Genomic DNA, 15,868 nt, shown 5'->3' with positions numbered 1-15,868 from the left:
TTGTTGCAATACAGCACCTGCCCCGCAAATGCCGGCCGTTCATGGCCGCGTCGCCCCGGCCCCCGCGCCCTCGCTAGACTCGGGGTTTTCCAGCCCTGCAGAGCCGCCGCGATGACCCAGTGGTACTTCCATGCCTCCGCCCAGGCCGAGCGTATCGGCCCGCTTGATGACGAGGCCGCGCGCCGTTATGCGCAGGCCAACCCGCGCGCCCTGGCCTGGTGCCAGGGCATGAGCGGGTGGACCTCGATTGCCGAGGTGCCCGAACTGCAGTCCGCGGCCCCGGGCATGCCGAACACCCCTCCGCCGGTCCCCGCCACGGCCAGCGGCCGCGCCGACGACATCGAGTTCCGCATCGTCGGCCATGAAATGCAGTTCGTGGAGATCGAGCTTGATCCCGGCGAGAGCGCCATTGCCGAGGCCGGCGCACTGATGTTCAAGGACGCAACGGTGCAGATGGACACCGTATTCGGTGCCGCCACCGGCGACCAGGGCGGCGGCTTGATGGGCAAGGTGATGGCCGCCGGCAAGCGCGTGCTGACCGGCGAGAGCCTGTTCGCCACCGTCTACACCCAGAGCGGCCACGGCAAGGGCAAGGTCGCCTTCGCCGCGCCCTACCCCGGCACCGTGCTGGCAATGAAGCTGGACCAGCATGGCGGCCGCCTGATCTGCCAGAAGGACAGCTTCCTGGCCGGCGCACGCGGCGTGCAGATCGGCGTGCAGTTCCAGCGCAAGATCATGACCGGCCTGTTCGGCGGCGAGGGCTTCATCATGCAGAAGCTCGAGGGCGACGGCTGGGTGTTCATCCACGCCGGTGGCTGCGTGGTCGAGCGCGAGCTGGCAGCCGGCGAGCGCCTGGATGTGGATACCGGCTGCGTGGTGGCCTACCACCCGACCGTGGACATGGACGTGCGCCGGGTGGCCGGCATCAAGAGCATGCTGTTCGGCGGCGAAGGCGTGTTCCTGGCCACGCTGACCGGTCCGGGCAAGGTCTGGCTGCAGTCGCTGCCGTTCTCGCGTCTGGCCGGCCGCATGTGGATGGCCGCGCCGCAGGGCGGTGGCCAGAACCGCGGCGAAGGCTCGGTGCTGGGCGGCCTGGGCCGGATGCTGGACGGCGACAACCGGTTCTGACCACCGCTGCGCTCGCCGGGCATGGCCCGGCGCTACCCGTGGTGTTCTATGAATAGGGAATTCCCCCACCCTGCCCGGCCCGCCACGGCTTCGGTATGCTGGCGCCCTTTCCTGAATCCGGCGCCGCGAGCGCACTGCCGATGAGCCTGTTCCGCCCCCGCATGCTGCTGTCCGTCGCCCTGGTCGGCCTGCTGGCCGGCTGCGGTGGCGATCCGGTCCGCCCCACACCGCCGCCGGCACCAACCGTGGTGCCGCAGGCCAAGCCGGTGAAGATCGGTATCGCGCTCGGTGGTGGCGCAGCCAAGGGCTTTGCCCACATCGGCGTGATCAAGATGCTGGAGGCCAACGGCTTCGAACCGGCCGTGGTGTCCGGCACCAGCGCCGGCAGCGTGGTTGGCGCGCTGTACGCCAGCGGCATGGACGCGTTCCAGATGCAGAGCAAGGCGGTGGCGCTGGACGAAGCCAGCATCCGCGACGTGCGCCTGTTCTCCGGTGGTCTGGTGCAGGGCCAGAAGCTGCAGGACTACGTCAACGAACAGGTGGCCAACCGTTCGGCCGAGCGCCTGAAGAAGCCGTTCGCCGCCGTCGCCACCCAGCTGGAAACCGGTGAGCGCGCGATCTTCGTGCGCGGCAACGTCGGCCAGGCGGTACGCGCGTCGAGCAGCATCCCCGGTGTGTTCGAACCGGTGAAGATCGGTGGCCGCAACTACATCGATGGCGGCGTGGTCAGTCCGGTGCCGGTGGACGCCGCGCGCCAGCTAGGCGCCGACTTCGTGATTGCCGTGGACATCTCCAGCAAAGCCAGCGGCAAGGCGCCGACGGACATGCTGGGCATCGTCAACCAGTCCATCTCGATCATGGGCCAGCGGCTGGGCGAGCAGGAACTGGCGCGCGCCGACATCGTCATCCGCCCGAAGGTACTGGACATCGGTGCCGCCGATTTCAGCCAGCGTGGCACCGCGATCCTGGAAGGCGAAAAGGCCGCGATGGCAGCCATGCCGCAGATCCGCGCGAAGATCCAGCAGCTGCAGCGCGCACGCGCCGCGGCGGCCGCACCGGCACCGGTGGCCGCGCCGAAGTGCGAGGAAGCCTCGCGCCTGGGCAAGCTGATGGGCCGCAAGGACAAGTGCTGAAGGCGACCCGCACGAAGCGGGTCGCCCTCGATGGCCTCACAACAGATCAGGCACCGATCTGGGCCAGTGCATCGTTGGCCGCGGCGGTGACCGAACTGCCGTAGCCCTGGATGTATGAGCCATTGCAGACCAGCGTGGCCTTCAGAATGACGCCATTGATTTCAGCCCTCTCGAAGTCGCAGCTCTGGCCCGCAGCTGTCGTATAGCGCATCAGGCGCATGGCGATGACGTTGGCGTCATCGACGCTGGCGCCGAGCCCAGCGATGGACCAGCTCTTCAGGGTCTGTGTGTTGCCGCAGTCGTAGCGGAAACGGAATCCCCAGGCTTCTGGATAGTACGAACCATTCAGTGGCGCGGCGCAATGGGTACCCGTGGCCGCCATTTCCGTAGCGATGGCCAGCGAGTTGCGCGCCGCAGTGGTGGGTGAGTTGCCTACACCGGCTATCGGCCAGCCGTTGCAGACGAACTGGGCGAAAACACCTTTGCCGTAAGCACCACTGACGATGCTGCTGGCATTCGCACTGCAGCTCACGCCGGCCTGCAGCACTGCCATGAAGCCGTTGAGATTCTCCACGGCTTCGTTGACTGAAACACCGATCCCATAGACATAGCCACCGTTGCATTGGCGCTTGGCCAGCGTTGACGAGTTGCTGGTCATGCCGACGAATTCGGTGGCGCCGCAACTCAACGCCAAAGGTTGGGCGTCGGCGGTCTGGGGGGAAGCTCCTGCAGCGGCCGGCATCAGGGCAGCAGCAAGCAGGGCAATGACAGGAGCAAGGCAGACTTTCATGTCGATCTCTCCGGACAGGGTTGTCCAGTGATTCTAGGAAGGCCGATTGCGTCACTCTGTCAGAGGTTAATCCGTCTCATCGTAGGAAAATGCCTCGTGTCATCCAGGATGCAAAGCAAGTCACGCTCTCCCACATCCGCCAGATGATCACGACTCCAGCTGCGACAACGGCAACGCCTGGAAACCCTTTACCGTGCGCAGCACGAAGCTGGAATTGGCATCGGCAACGCCGCCGGCATTGAGCAGCCGGTCCAGCAGGAAGCGCGAGAAGTGCTCCAGGTCGCGCACGTAGACGTGCAGCAGGTAGTCCATGTCGCCGGTCAGTGCATGGCAGGCCACTACTTCATCCCAGGCCTGCACGCTGTCGACGAAGTGGCCGATCGCGGCCTGGTCGTGCTTTTCCAGCTGCACGCGCACGAAGGCCTGCAGGCCCAGCCGCAGCTGCCGTGGCTCCAGCCGCGCGCCATAGCCGACGATCACGCCCTCGCTTTCCAGCCGCTGCAGGCGCCGCAGGCAGGCCGAGGGCGAGAGGTTCACCCGTGTTGCCAGCTCGGCGTTGGTGGCGCGTCCATCCCGCTGGATTTCAGCCAGCAGACGTATATCCGTGCGATCGAACTGGACTTCTCCGGCCATTGTTGCCCCGCAACATGGTGAGTACGCAAGGATATTGCGCCAACAAGGCCAATCGGCGCAACTTTTGCAACCCTGTTGCGCGCGCCCTGCCCTAGCATCGTGGGTATCCCGTCAAGGAGTGCCCCATGGACCTCGCCCAGCCCCGCCGCGTCGAACACCAGCAGACCGACAAGGGCTACGTGCCGGTGTATACCACCGCGCTCGTCGAGCAGCCGTGGGACACCTATACCGCCGACGACCACGCCACCTGGAGCACGCTGTACCAGCGCCAGCGCGAGCTGCTGGTCGGCCGTGCCTGCCAGGAATTCCTGGATGCGCAGGACGAGATGGGCATGAGCGCGCACATGATTCCGCGCTTCGATCAACTCAATGAAGTGCTCGGTGCCGCCACCGGCTGGACGCTGGTGGGTGTCGAAGGCCTGTTGCCGGAACTGGATTTCTTCGACCACCTGGCCAACCGTCGTTTCCCGGTGACCTGGTGGATCCGTCGTCCGGACCAGATCGACTACATCGCCGAACCGGACCTGTTCCACGACCTGTTCGGCCACGTGCCGCTGCTGATGAATCCGGTGTTCGCCAATTACATGGAGGCGTACGGCCGTGGCGGCGTCAAAGCACACGCGATCGGCCCGGACGCGCTGCAGAACCTGACCCGCCTGTACTGGTACACGGTGGAGTTCGGCCTGATCGATACGCCCGACGGCCTGCGCATCTACGGCGCCGGCATCGTGTCGTCGAAGGGCGAATCGCTGTACTCGCTAGAATCGGCCGCGCCCAACCGCATCGGCTTCGACCTGCAGCGGATCATGCGTACCAAGTACCGCATCGACACCTTCCAGAAGACCTACTTCGTCATCGACAGTTTCGAACAGCTGATGCAGGCGACCTCGCCGGACTTCACCCCGATCTACGCGGCGCTGGCCGATCAGTCGCATCTGCCGGCGGGCGATGTGCAGGGCGATGACCGCGTGTTCCAGGCCGGCACCGGCGAAGGCTGGGCCGACGGCGGCGACGTGTAAGCACGCGCAATCTGCCAATGAAAACGGCGCACTCCGGTGCGCCGTTTTCGTTGAAGCCTGCCTGCACTGCCGCAGCGGTGCAGGCGAAGGCAGGGCAGTCAGCCTTCCACAGCCCGGCAGGAACCACGCACCATCAGCTGCGGATGCACGCTGGCCGCAGTCGGCGCCTCCGGTACGTCGGTCTGCACCAGCATCGCGGCGGCCATGCGGCCGATGTCGGAGACGTGGCGGCGCACCGAGGTCAGCGGCGGCCACAACCGCGACGCCAGCGGGCTGTCGTCGTAGCTGACGATCGACAACTGCTGCGGCACAGCGATGCCCGCACGCAACGCCACCTGGTACACGCCGGCCGCCATTTCATCGTTGCCGGCGAAGATCGCACTGGGCCGTCCTTCGCCCATCAGCAGGCGCTCGGCGGCATGCACGCCCGACTCGAACGTATCGCCTGCTTCCAGCACGCGCTCACCCGGCAGGGTCAGGCCCACCTGGGCCAACCGGTCGAGGAAGCCATGGGTGCGCTCGCGTGCGGTACGGCGGTCGCCCGGACCGGTAATCACCGCGATGTCGCGGTGGCCGAGCGAGAGCAGGTAGCCCGCAGCCGCGGCTGCACCGTCGCGATCGTGGGTGACCACCGCCTGTGCTTCGTCGTCCGAGGCATGCGCGTTGATGCGGATGTAGCGGCATTCGATCTCGTCGAGCATTCCAGTCAGCGCCACCGACTCGGAGGCGCGCGGGCCAAGGATCACGCCATGCAGTTTCTGCTGCTGCACGAAGCGCCGCACGCCCTGCGCGCAGTCCGCGGACTGGCTGTCGCAGGGATGCACCACCAGCTCATAGCCGGTGCCGCGCAGCGCTTCCAGTGCGCCCTGCTGCAGGTCGACGATGCATTGGGCGCCCGGGTCGTCATACACCAGGCCGATCAGGAAGGAGCGGCGGAACGCGAGCCCGCGCGCCAGCGGGTCGGGCACGTAACCGACCTCGCGCATCAACGCCTCGACCTTGTCGCGGGTGTCTTTGCGCACCAGCGGCGAGTTGTTGATGATTCTTGAAACCGTTTTCTTGGAAACTCCCGACAGTCGTGCGATGTCGTTGATCGTGGCAGCCTTGCCCTTCGATGCCGGCAACGCGGCATCGCTAATAATTCGCACTGACATGTATAGAACCAGGTAAGTCGGAGAATTCTAGCCTTGCGCCCGTGGGGCGCGAAGTTGCGGAATGTCGCAGTTCGCTCGGAGTGAGTCGCATTCGACACGCTCCGCTGCGCGGGGTTCCATTGTGATCGCTCTACTTCGTTCGCATCTGAACCGTTCTTCCGCGCGTGTTCACCATGAATGCGGGCGCGACGCGCGCGAACGCCAACATTCCTTTAACCATGCTCCGCTACAGTCGGGGCATGGACCTGCAGACTTCTCCGTTTCCGCCGTTCCGTGGTCGCGATCGGTTGATCGCCGCCGTCGACGCGGCGATGACCTCCGGTGATGCCGGGCGCATCACCGCCGACCTGCAGTTGGCACTGCAGGACGCCATCGCAGACAGCCGCATCGAACTTCCCGAGTGCGTGCACCGTCCGGTCGGTGATCATTACGCGCGACGCCCGCTCTACCACAGCCGCGAACACGGCTACAGCGTGATTGCCATGAGCTGGGGCCCAGGGCAGGGCACGCCGCTGCACGACCACGATGCCATGTGGTGTGTGGAGGGAGTGTGGTTGGGCGAACTGGAGATCACCCGCTATGAACTGCTGGAGCGCAACGGTGAGCGCTGCCGCTTCCGTCGCCATGCCGCGCTGCGCGGGGGCTGCGGCAGTGCCGGCAGCCTGATTCCGCCGCACGAGTACCATACCCTGCGCAACGCCAGCGACGCGGCCCTGGCGATCTCGGTGCATGTGTATGAGGCACCGATGGAGCGCGCCGCGGTGTTCGATCCGCTGGGCGGTGACTGGTACCAGCGACGCATCCAGGCATTGCAGGCCGACCCGGCCTGAGTCACGCCGGGGCAGGGCACCGCCAGCGTCCTGGTGGTCCACGTGGCATCATGCGCCGCTGCGCTGCCGGGCCCGGCAGCGATCCGCGATGCCCGGTCGGGCAAGGAGCAAGACGATGTCCAGCGCTGATCCGCGCCTGCGCGCGCTGTTGAAGCTGGCACCGGTGATTCCGGTGTACACCCCCGAAGACGTGAATGAAGCGGTCGAAGTGGCCCAGGCGCTGTTCCGCGGCGGCCTGCCGGTGATCGAAGTAACGCTGCGCACGCCGCAGGCACTGGATGCGATCAAGGCCATGGTCGAGGCCGTGCCCGATGCCGTGATCGGCGCCGGCACCGTGCTCAACGCCGCACAAATGCAGGCGGCAAAGCAGGCCGGTGCGCGTTTTGCCGTTTCCCCCGGTGCCACGCCGGCGCTGTATGCGGCCGCGCGCGATGCCGACCTGCCGTACCTGCCCGGTGCCGCCACCGCCTCGGACCTGATCCTGGGCCTGGAGCACGGCCAGGACACCTTCAAGTTCTTCCCGGCGGTGCAGGCCGGTGGCGCCGCACTGCTGGCGGCCTGGCACGGTCCGTTCGCCGATGTGCGCTTCTGCCCGACCGGCGGCATCAGCACGCAGACCGCGCCGCAGTTCCTGCACCTGCCCAACGTGCTGTGCGTGGGCGGCTCGTGGCTGACCACCCCGGCGCTGCTGCAGACCCGCGACTGGGATGCGATCGAGCGTCTGGCCCGCGAGGCCTCGGTACTGGCCGGCTGAACCGCTGCACGAATCGTCAAAGGTTTGATCGTGATCAAAGCGCCGGCCTCGAGCCGGCGTCATTCTGTGGGCAAGCGCACTACGGAGATCCGAACATGAATTCGACCATGAAGGCCGCCGTCGTGCGTGAGTTCGGCAAGCCACTGGTGATCGAGGAAGTCTCGGTACCGCGCCCGGGGGCGGGCGAGGTACTGGTCAAGATCGAGGCCTGTGGCGTCTGCCACACCGACCTGCACGCCGCCGAGGGCGACTGGCCGGTGAAACCGAACCCGCCGTTCATCCCCGGCCACGAGGGCGTGGGGCACGTCGTGGCCGTGGGAGGCGGGGTAGGGCACGTCAAGGAAGGCGACAGGGTCGGCATCCCCTGGTTGTACTCGGCGTGTGGCCATTGCGAACACTGCCTGGGTGGCTGGGAAACGCTGTGCGAGACACAGCGCAACACCGGTTACTCGGTCAACGGCGGCTTCGCCGAGTACGCACTGGCCGATGCCAACTATGTCGGCCTGCTTCCGAAGGACGTGGGCTTCGTCGAGATCGCGCCGGTGCTGTGCGCCGGCGTGACCGTCTACAAGGGCCTGAAAGTCACCGATACCAAGCCCGGGGACTGGGTGGTGATTTCCGGCATCGGCGGCCTCGGCCACATGGCGGTGCAGTACGCCCGCGCGATGGGCCTGAACGTGGCTGCGGTGGATGTGGACGACGGCAAGCTGGCATTGGCCCGGCAGCTCGGCGCGCAGATCACTGTCAACGCGCTCACCACCGACCCCGCCGCCTTCCTGAAGAAGGAAATCGGTGGCGCGCACGGTGCGCTGGTCACCGCGGTTTCGCCGAAGGCGTTCGAGCAGGCACTGGGCATGGTCCGCCGTGGCGGCACCGTCTCGCTCAATGGCCTGCCACCCGGCAATTTCCCACTGGACATCTTCGGCATGGTGCTCAACGGCATCACCGTGCGTGGCTCGATCGTCGGCACCCGGCTGGACCTGCAGGAATCGCTGCAGTTCGCCGCCGAAGGCAAGGTCGCGGCCACGGTCAGCACCGACCGCCTGGAGAACATCAACGACGTGTTCGCGCGCATGCACGCGGGCACCATCGAAGGCCGCGTAGTGCTCGACTTCGCCGCCTGACCGTCTGTGCATGGCCGTCGTCGCTCCGTCCCCCTCTCCCACGGACGCGGCGGCCATGCCTATCCATCGGGTCGGATCCCATCCGTCCCTGACGGATGGGCTCTGACCTGTTGCAACCCGACGGCCTGACTGCTTCGCGCAGCCGTACAATGCGCGCATGCCCGGCCTGCTCAAAACCCTGTTCCTGTCCATCGTCGCCCTGATCGGCGGCGTGCTGTCGCTTGCGCTGGTCAGCAGCGTCGCCAGCTGGCTGCCCCCGCTGGTGGGCCTGTCGCCGGGCGATAACAGCGTGCAACTGGGGTGGGACCTGGCCTTCAGCGTGCTCGGCGGCGTCGCCGGCATTTCCTTCGCCACCTACTACGCACCGTGCTGGCCGCGTTCGCATGGTTTTTCGATCTGGTCACTGATCGCGCTGGGCTGTGGTTACGCAGTGTGGACGGCCGGTGCGGATTTCCCGTTGTGGTTCGTCATTTCGCTGCTGGCGTCACTGCCGCTGCAGCTGCTGGCCGGCTGGTGGTTCGGTCGCCGCGCGTCGCGCGATCCGCGCTGAGCGCATCCAGGTAGTGCCGGCCGCTGGCCGGCAACCTCGGCCATGCTACAGGTGCCGGCCAGCGGCCGGCACTACCGCTTCAGCGACGGCAGCGTCTGCTTCAACCGTTCAATGCCCTGCCATGGGTCACCCTTCAGCCGCTTGGCACGCGCCAGCGCCTTGGCCATCGGAAACGCGTCAGCCGCGCTCACCCGGGCCAGCTCTTCCCAGCGCAGCGGCACCGCCACGCCCGCACCATCGCGCGCGCGCAGCGACCACGAACAGACGCTGGTGGCCCCCCGCGTATTGCGCAGCCAGTCGATGAAGATGACGCCATTGCGCTTTGCCTTGCTCATCGTCGCCACGTAGCGATCAGGCTGCTCCAGCGCCATTGCCTGCGCGAACGCCTCGCAGAACGCCTTCGCCTCGTCCCAGCCTGCCTTGGGCTGCATCGGCACCACCACGTGCACGCCCTTGCCACCGGACAGGCGTACGAAGCTCTTCAGGCCCACCTGCTGCAGGCGGTCACGCACATCGCGTGCACCGGCTTTCACCTGTGCCCAGCTGACGCCTTCGCCGGGATCGAGATCGAACACCAGGCGATCCGGATGCTCTGGATCGATCACGGTCGCGCCCCAAGGATGCAGCTCCAGGGTGTTCATCTGCACCAGCTGCAACAGGCCCCGTGCATCGTCGATATAGACATAATCCTCGCGGCCGCTCTTCTGTTGCAGCGGAACCGCGTGCACGGCATCGCCCAGGCCGGGACCGTGGTGCTTCTGGAAGAAGCAGGCCCTGCCCACGCCGTCCGGGCACCGGAGCAGTGACAGCGGACGTCCGGCAAGTTCGGGCAGGATCCAACGCGCCACGCGCTGGTAGTAGTCGGCCACGTCGCCCTTGCTCAGCTTCTCCTTTGGAAACACCACCCGCTCTGGATGAGTGATCTGGACCTCGCCTCCGGCTTCGGTATCGGCTGTGCTCATACCCAGATCCTCTTTCTGCTTGTCGCTGCGCAGGCGCTTGAAACTGGCCTGGCGCAGCAGGCCTTCCTTGCCCCAGCCACGGAATGCCACCTCCGCCACCGTCACCGGTTTCACCCAGCGCACGCTGGCGGCACGGAACGGCACATGCGCTGGCAGCTGCAGCACCGGTGCATTCACTGCCAACGGCTGCAGTGCCTTGAGCAGCGCGCGCAGGCTATCGTCGTCGAAGCCGGTGCCAACGCGGCCCACATAGCGCAGGCCAGCCTTGTCCGGCGTGGCCAGAAGCAGCGAACCAAATCCCACCCGGGAACCCTTGGGTGCCGTGTGGCCGACAATCACGAACTCGTCGGTGTCTTCGTGCTTCACTTTGACCCAGCTGCGCGCGCGGGTGTTCACATACGGCGCATCCACCTGCTTGCTGACGATGCCTTCGAAGCCGGCCCCACCGCTGGCGTCGAACACCTGCGGTCCATGGTCGATCACGTGTTCGCTGAAGGCCAGAGTGCCGGGCGCCGGCCCGATCAGATCCTTCAGCAGCGCCTTGCGTTCCAGCAACGGCACACGACTGATGTCCACGCCGGCCACCCCCGGAAGATCGAACACGATGTAGCGCAGCGGTTGCTTCGAACTACCGTCGATCACCCGCTGCAGCGCTGCGAAGTCGCTGCGTCCATCCGGATCCAGCACCACCAGTTCGCCGTCAAGCCGCGCATCACGCACCGGCAGTGCCAGCACGGCCTGTACCAGCTCGGGAAAATCATCAGTCCAATCCAGGCCGTTGCGGGAGCGGAGCTTCACCTCGCCATCGTGCAGATCGGCCAGCAGGCGATAACCATCCCACTTGATCTCGTGCAGCCAGCGCGCGCCGTCCGGCGCGCTGTCGCGATGATCGGTCAACTGCGGTTTGAACGCGCGTGGATAGGGCGTATCGCGTGCACCGTCCAGTTTCAGCGCGCGCGCATGCCAGCGCGCATCAGCCTTGCGTGTGGTCGTGCGTGTGGTCGTGCGTGCGGCAGCTGCAGCACGCGTCGCCTTCTCTACGGAACGCTTCTTCGCCGCAGGCGCTCGTTTCGGCATCGGTGCCGTCAGCAGGTCATCCGCCTCGGCGTCGCGCGCTTCGCCATCGTCGCGCTTGATCAGCAGCCACTGCACCTGACGCCCTTTCATTGCCGTACGCACCAGCTTCCAGCCACCGGCCAGGCGTTGCCCGTGCAGCACGAAGTCGATCTTTCCAGCCGCCAGCGCCTGCAGTGGATCACCTTCACAGGCCCAGGTGCCGTGATCGAAGACATCCACGTGGCCAGCGCCATAGTGGCCTTCAGGAATGTCTCCTTCGAAACCGGCGTAGGACAACGGGTGATCTTCCACCTCCACGGCCAGCCGCTTCTCACCGACGCGCAGCGAAGGTCCCTTGGGCACGGCCCAGCTCTTCAGTACGCCGTCCATTTCCAGGCGGAAGTCATAGTGACGCGAGCTTGCGTGATGCAGCTGGATGACGAAGGTCGGCCGCCGCTTCGGATCGCCGCGTGCGGGCGTGTCGTCAGGCTCCGGCGTCTGTCCGGCGCCACCACCCAGTCTGCGCTTGCGCCGGTACTGGTGCAGCGACATGGCTCAACCTGCCTTGCGCCGGGTGGTCTTCTTTACGGCCTTTTTGGCGGCCTTCTTCGCAGCCTTCTTCGCCGGTGCCTTGCGCGTTGCCGTCTTCTTCGCGGGCGTGCGCTTATTGGCGTCCAGGCTCTTCTGCAGCAACGCCATGAAATCCACCACATTGGTGGTGGCATCTTCACGCGGTGAGGGCTCGTCTTCCACCCGGGTAGTGCCGCCCTTGGATTTGATGCGCTTGTTCAATACCAGCTGCAGACGCTCGCGGAACTCATCGTGATACTGCGAAGGATCCCAGTCACCGGCCATTGACTCGATCAGCTGTTCGGCCATCGCTGTTTCCTTGCTGGTGATGCGGTAGTCGGACAGTTTTCCGGTGGGCAGCTTGTAGTCCTCGGGATCCACCAGCTCCTGCGGATAGCGCAGGATCATCAGCACCAGCGCGTCCTCATGCGGCATCACCGCGCACAGGTATTCGCGCGTGCGCACCACCACCCGCGCGATGCCCACCTTGCCGGTACTGCGCAATGTCTCGCGCAGCAGCACGTAGCCCTTTTCGGCCTTCTTTCCGGGTACCAGCAGATACGGTTTCTCGTAGTAACGCGGGTCGATCTGCGCCGCGTCCACGAACGATTCCACTTCCACCGCTTCGTGGCTTTCCGGCGCGGCCGAACGGATATCGCCTTCCTCCAGCACGACGTAGCTGCCCTTGTCGTACTCGTAGGCTTTGACGATGTCCTTCCACGGCACCTCCTCGCCGGTATCGGCGTTGACCCGCTCGAAGCGGATCGGCTTGCGGTCACGGGAGTCGAGCATGCGGAACTGCAGATCGACTTTGCGTTCGCCGGACATCAGAGACACCGGCACGTTGAGCAGGCCAAACGACAGCGTGCCGGTCCAGATCGGGCGAGCCATGGGTGCACCTTTGGCGGGGCAGGGTGCCCAGAGTGGGCCGGAGGGCGTAAACCAGCCGTGTCCGTGCCGTGCACGTGGGTTCTACGGAACACGGTAGTGCCGGCCGCTGGCCGGCAACCACAGCACACCTGAGCCTGTACGCAGAACCCCAGCGCTACTGCAGCAACGGCCTCACCGCTGCCGCCGGGATATGGTCCAGTGCGCGCCACGCATCTTCCACCACCGGCCGCGCCTGCGACCAGCTCAAGCGCGAGTGCCCACGCATCTGTTCCCAGTGCTCGGCCAGCTCCTCGCAGGTATCGGCGGCGTCACCGCGCGGCCAGTCGGCGGCATGCGTGGTCAGCGCAAAGGCGTAGACCGGGCAGAGGTCACGCCAATTGCGATGGCTCTGGCCACGGCGCTCTTCGTAATCGCTCAGCATGTACTGCAGGTAGTCCTGCGCCACCGCCTGCGGGTCCTCGTGGCGACGCGTGCGGCGCTGAGCTGTGCGCTGGCCGAGCGGATCGAGCAGGGCGTTGAACACGGACGGTGCGGGTCGTTCAAGACGGGGCATGGCCGGCTCCTGCAGCGGGGGCGGGTGGGCAGGAATACGCGCGGTCCCGTTACCGGGGGGTGAGCGAGATGTTCATGACGCCAGGTTCGCGGCGGCTTTACCTTGCGAGCGGTGTAGTGGGAGCCCCCGAGCGCAGGTAGCCAGACCATGAGCCGAGAGACCTCCCGTGACCCGCTGCGGGAAAACCACCCGCCCATTCCCGGCGAGCAGCGCGGTAAGCGCGATGCCGACAACGCCGACTACCGCGGCACCGGCGCACCGTTCTTTGACGCCGAGCATGGTGGCGAGCATCTGCCGGTGAAGCACGAGTCTGAACAGGCCGCGCTGGACCGCAAGGATGGCGGCGACCGCCATCGTGGGGGCCAGGAAAGCCCGCTGAAACGCCGCGAGCGCAAGCAGCATGCCAGCGACAACCAGGACGAGGCGCTGGAGGAGACCTTCCCGGCCAGCGACCCGACCTCGCCGTTCGTACCGGCCAAGGCCCCCGACTGACGGGTAGCGCCGGGCCATGCCCGGCGAGCGCATAGCGCAGCGCGGGATCCACCGGGCATGGCCCGGCGCTACCGTGGGAACGGCGTCAGCGCCACGACCACTGCAGCCCGAGGCTGGCCCGTCGTCCCGGTCCCGGCTCGTAGAAGCGGCCATTGCCGTCATTGACGATCACCGAGCCAATGTAGGCCTGGTCCAGCACGTTCTCCAACCGCGCGAAGGCACGCAGCTCGCCGCCCGGCAGGGTCCAGCGGCGTCCACCCTCCAGGTGCAGCAGAGCGAAACCGGGCGCGCGCGCCGTAGCCACGTCATTGACCACGGTATCGCTGCTGGCGGACGCCTCCAGCGCCCACTGCCAGTCGGCGGGGCTCCACTGCAGGCGGGCGAAGGCCTGCTGGCGTGGCACACCAGGCAGACGGCTGCCGGCGGCGACCACGTTGTTCGAGGTCAGGTACGGCGAGCGCACCTGCGCCTGCAGCCAGGTCCAGGCCAGCTGCAGTTCCAGCTGTTCGGCCAACGGCTGTCGGTACTGCAGCTCCACGCCCTGGCGACGGGTGCGGCCGATGTTGCGATAGGTGCTGCGTCCTCCGATATTGCTGGCAACGGCCAGCTCATCGTCGGTATCTGCACGGAACAGGCTGACATCGAGCTGGGTTCCATCCTGTGCGTGCCACTTGCTGCCGAGCTCCAGATTGCGGCTGCGCGCAGCCGCCAGATCCAGCGCCAATCCCGCCTGGGCGTCGGCGCGATAACCCAGCTCATTGAAGGTAGGCGTCTCGAAGCCCCGGCCCACGGCGGCGTGCAGCCGCCACTGCGGGCTGGCTTCGAAGCTGACGCCTGCCACCGGCGTGGTTGCCTGGTAGTGGCGGCGGCCGCTGTCGTCCGGATTGCGCCCGGTGATGTAGCGGTCATCGGACTCGAAACGCACTGCGCTGTGGCGCAGGCCGGCCAGCAGCGACCAGCGCGGGCTCCACTGCCACCAGGCCTGGGCGAACTGGTCGACGTTCTGCACGGTGTCGATCTGGTCTCGGCGCAGGCGCCCACGCGCGCCCAGGGTGCTGCCGATGAAGTTCTCGTAGCCAGTACGGTGCTGACGCTGGCGGTCGGCGCTGAGCCCGGCCACCAGATCCAGCGGTCGACCGGCGAGGTCGCCGTGCCAGCCCCAGCGCGCGTCCAGTCCGCCGTAGCCGCCCTCCAGATCGATCACCCCGCCGGCATGCAGCGGGCTGTTGGTCTGGGCTGCCGGCGGAATCGGCAGGTACTGGCGCACCGCGCGCTGGCCGGCATAGCCCATCAGTTGCCAGCGCTGGGTGTCAGTTTCGCGGGTCCAGCGCAGACCCGCCTGCTGCTGGCGCACCGATTTGCGGGTGTTGTACTGGTGCGCCACCGCCGTGGCCTGGCGTGGATCCGCAGCGACCTGCGCGCGGGTCAGGCCCAGTGGATCCTGTGCGTCCGGCGCATCCAGCGCGTTGAGTAGCAGCTCCAGTCGCCCACCGCCCAGATCGCCGCCGATGCGCGCAGTGAGCGATTCGCGGCGCGCGCGGCTGTGTTCGCGCCAGCCATCGGTGCGGAAGTGATTGGCGGCGATGTTGTAGTCCAGCCCGTGGCTGGCTCCCTTCAGCTGCGCGCCGACGCTGAGCGTGTTGTCGGCACCTGCGTTGAGGCGCAACCGCCACGGGTCGCCGGCCTGGCCCTGCGCGCTCCACACCTGCAGCACGCCGCCGGAGGAGTTGCCGTACAGCGCCGAGAACGGCCCGCGCAGCACCTCGATGCGTTCGGCACCCAGCAGGCTGGCATGCGACAGCTGGCCCTGGCCATCGGGCATGGTCGCGGGCACCCCGTCGATCAACACCCGCACGCCGCGCACACCGAAGGTCGAGCGCGCGCCAAAGCCACGGACCGACAGCTGCGTGTCCTGGGCGAAGTTCTGCCGATCGCGCGCCAGCAGTCCCGGCACCCCGGCCAGTGCCTCGGACAACTGCACGCTGTTGCCGGCCCGGCCGGCGTCGATCCAGACCGTGTCCTGGCTGGCCGGCAGCGCGAACGGGTCGATGCCCGGCACCCGCGCCGCCTGCACCTGCACGGCGGGCAGGGCGATGGGCGCAGGCTCGGCCATGGCCGCCAGTGGCGACAGCAGCAGGGCGGACAACGGCAGGCAGTGGCGTCGTGCGGCGGGATTCATGATTCAGGTTGATGGATCGGGCGGCAACGCACGCCATGGTACGGGGCTGC

15 protein-coding genes are annotated in these 15,868 nt (G+C 66.9%); 8 read left to right on the top strand and 7 right to left on the bottom strand.

The features are described 5' to 3' along the window. Positions 1-111: 111 nt before the first annotated feature. Positions 112-1,128 (top strand): TIGR00266 family protein, encoded by a 1,017-nt coding sequence (locus AC3ITW_RS00165; RefSeq protein WP_065724014.1) that lies wholly within the window; start codon positions 112-114, stop codon positions 1,126-1,128. Positions 1,129-1,268: 140 nt separating this feature from the next. Further along, positions 1,269-2,261 (top strand): patatin-like phospholipase family protein, encoded by a 993-nt coding sequence (locus AC3ITW_RS00160; RefSeq protein ID WP_012509619.1) that lies wholly within the window; start codon positions 1,269-1,271, stop codon positions 2,259-2,261. Between the two features lie 46 nt (positions 2,262-2,307). On the opposite strand, the gene AC3ITW_RS00155 is transcribed toward AC3ITW_RS00160, so the two are convergent. Continuing rightward, positions 2,308-3,051, bottom strand: coding sequence for a hypothetical protein (locus AC3ITW_RS00155; protein WP_100435634.1), 744 nt, complete (start codon positions 3,049-3,051; stop codon positions 2,308-2,310). Positions 3,052-3,198: 147 nt separating this feature from the next. Beyond that, the gene (locus tag AC3ITW_RS00150; protein WP_100435635.1) at positions 3,199-3,684 is read right to left on the bottom strand and encodes an Lrp/AsnC family transcriptional regulator; all 486 of its coding nucleotides are present in this window, start codon (positions 3,682-3,684) and stop codon (positions 3,199-3,201) included. Positions 3,685-3,809: 125 nt separating this feature from the next. Between AC3ITW_RS00150 and phhA the strand changes: the two genes are divergently transcribed. Then, entirely contained in the window at positions 3,810-4,703 is an 894-nt protein-coding gene (gene phhA / locus AC3ITW_RS00145) for a phenylalanine 4-monooxygenase (RefSeq protein WP_100435636.1), read from the top strand. A gap of 98 nt (positions 4,704-4,801) precedes the next feature. Here phhA and AC3ITW_RS00140 read toward each other — a convergent pair whose 3' ends face one another. Then, complete coding sequence (locus AC3ITW_RS00140) at positions 4,802-5,857, bottom strand: LacI family DNA-binding transcriptional regulator (protein WP_004133012.1); 1,056 nt, start codon at positions 5,855-5,857, stop codon at positions 4,802-4,804. Positions 5,858-6,096: 239 nt separating this feature from the next. On the opposite strand from AC3ITW_RS00140, the gene AC3ITW_RS00135 reads away from it, so the two are divergent. The 4 genes from AC3ITW_RS00135 to AC3ITW_RS00120 all read left to right on the top strand — a co-directional run bounded on the left by AC3ITW_RS00135 (position 6,097) and on the right by AC3ITW_RS00120 (position 9,115). After that, positions 6,097-6,687: a cysteine dioxygenase family protein gene (locus AC3ITW_RS00135; RefSeq protein WP_050767025.1), complete on the top strand. Its 591-nt coding sequence runs from the start codon at positions 6,097-6,099 to the stop codon at positions 6,685-6,687. Between the two features lie 115 nt (positions 6,688-6,802). After that, positions 6,803-7,441 (top strand): bifunctional 4-hydroxy-2-oxoglutarate aldolase/2-dehydro-3-deoxy-phosphogluconate aldolase, encoded by a 639-nt coding sequence (eda, locus tag AC3ITW_RS00130; protein WP_004132971.1) that lies wholly within the window; start codon positions 6,803-6,805, stop codon positions 7,439-7,441. A 95-nt stretch (positions 7,442-7,536) separates the two neighbouring features. After that, a complete protein-coding gene (gene adhP / locus AC3ITW_RS00125) occupies positions 7,537-8,565 on the top strand; it encodes an alcohol dehydrogenase AdhP (RefSeq protein WP_100435637.1) in 1,029 nt (342 codons plus the stop codon). Positions 8,566-8,722: 157 nt separating this feature from the next. Next, positions 8,723-9,115 (top strand): hypothetical protein, encoded by a 393-nt coding sequence (locus AC3ITW_RS00120; protein ID WP_004132929.1) that lies wholly within the window; start codon positions 8,723-8,725, stop codon positions 9,113-9,115. Positions 9,116-9,186: 71 nt separating this feature from the next. Here AC3ITW_RS00120 and ligD read toward each other — a convergent pair whose 3' ends face one another. From ligD to AC3ITW_RS00105, 3 genes are all read right to left on the bottom strand, one after another. Then, complete coding sequence (gene ligD, locus AC3ITW_RS00115) at positions 9,187-11,685, bottom strand: DNA ligase D (RefSeq protein ID WP_489389942.1); 2,499 nt, start codon at positions 11,683-11,685, stop codon at positions 9,187-9,189. A 3-nt stretch (positions 11,686-11,688) separates the two neighbouring features. Next, positions 11,689-12,594 (bottom strand): non-homologous end joining protein Ku, encoded by a 906-nt coding sequence (ku, locus tag AC3ITW_RS00110; protein ID WP_004132923.1) that lies wholly within the window; start codon positions 12,592-12,594, stop codon positions 11,689-11,691. A 154-nt stretch (positions 12,595-12,748) separates the two neighbouring features. Further along, the gene (locus tag AC3ITW_RS00105; protein WP_004132921.1) at positions 12,749-13,147 is read right to left on the bottom strand and encodes a hypothetical protein; all 399 of its coding nucleotides are present in this window, start codon (positions 13,145-13,147) and stop codon (positions 12,749-12,751) included. A 147-nt stretch (positions 13,148-13,294) separates the two neighbouring features. Between AC3ITW_RS00105 and AC3ITW_RS00100 the strand changes: the two genes are divergently transcribed. Continuing rightward, on the top strand, positions 13,295-13,639 hold the full coding sequence (locus AC3ITW_RS00100) for a hypothetical protein (protein WP_012509612.1): 345 nt from the start codon (positions 13,295-13,297) through the stop codon (positions 13,637-13,639). A gap of 85 nt (positions 13,640-13,724) precedes the next feature. On the opposite strand, the gene AC3ITW_RS00095 is transcribed toward AC3ITW_RS00100, so the two are convergent. After that, positions 13,725-15,818 (bottom strand): TonB-dependent receptor family protein, encoded by a 2,094-nt coding sequence (locus tag AC3ITW_RS00095; RefSeq protein ID WP_489389941.1) that lies wholly within the window; start codon positions 15,816-15,818, stop codon positions 13,725-13,727. Between the last annotated feature and the right edge of the window lie 50 nt (positions 15,819-15,868).

Source organism: Stenotrophomonas sp. KH_052 (assembly GCF_057838755.1).
Note: the sequence above shows the minus strand (reverse complement) of the source record. Positions and strands in the feature narration are given on the sequence as shown.

Coding starts and splice junctions, on each gene's coding strand:
- AC3ITW_RS00100 (WP_012509612.1), top strand. CDS start 13,295: ATGAGCCGAGAGACCTCCCGTGACCCGCTGCGGGAAAACCACCCGCCC.
- AC3ITW_RS00095 (WP_489389941.1), bottom strand. CDS start 15,818: ATGAATCCCGCCGCACGACGCCACTGCCTGCCGTTGTCCGCCCTGCTG.
- AC3ITW_RS00150 (WP_100435635.1), bottom strand. CDS start 3,684: ATGGCCGGAGAAGTCCAGTTCGATCGCACGGATATACGTCTGCTGGCT.
- ligD (WP_489389942.1), bottom strand. CDS start 11,685: ATGTCGCTGCACCAGTACCGGCGCAAGCGCAGACTGGGTGGTGGCGCC.
- AC3ITW_RS00155 (WP_100435634.1), bottom strand. CDS start 3,051: ATGAAAGTCTGCCTTGCTCCTGTCATTGCCCTGCTTGCTGCTGCCCTG.
- adhP (WP_100435637.1), top strand. CDS start 7,537: ATGAATTCGACCATGAAGGCCGCCGTCGTGCGTGAGTTCGGCAAGCCA.
- AC3ITW_RS00105 (WP_004132921.1), bottom strand. CDS start 13,147: ATGCCCCGTCTTGAACGACCCGCACCGTCCGTGTTCAACGCCCTGCTC.
- AC3ITW_RS00135 (WP_050767025.1), top strand. CDS start 6,097: ATGGACCTGCAGACTTCTCCGTTTCCGCCGTTCCGTGGTCGCGATCGG.
- ku (WP_004132923.1), bottom strand. CDS start 12,594: ATGGCTCGCCCGATCTGGACCGGCACGCTGTCGTTTGGCCTGCTCAAC.
- AC3ITW_RS00120 (WP_004132929.1), top strand. CDS start 8,723: ATGCCCGGCCTGCTCAAAACCCTGTTCCTGTCCATCGTCGCCCTGATC.
- AC3ITW_RS00165 (WP_065724014.1), top strand. CDS start 112: ATGACCCAGTGGTACTTCCATGCCTCCGCCCAGGCCGAGCGTATCGGC.
- phhA (WP_100435636.1), top strand. CDS start 3,810: ATGGACCTCGCCCAGCCCCGCCGCGTCGAACACCAGCAGACCGACAAG.
- AC3ITW_RS00140 (WP_004133012.1), bottom strand. CDS start 5,857: ATGTCAGTGCGAATTATTAGCGATGCCGCGTTGCCGGCATCGAAGGGC.
- AC3ITW_RS00160 (WP_012509619.1), top strand. CDS start 1,269: ATGAGCCTGTTCCGCCCCCGCATGCTGCTGTCCGTCGCCCTGGTCGGC.
- eda (WP_004132971.1), top strand. CDS start 6,803: ATGTCCAGCGCTGATCCGCGCCTGCGCGCGCTGTTGAAGCTGGCACCG.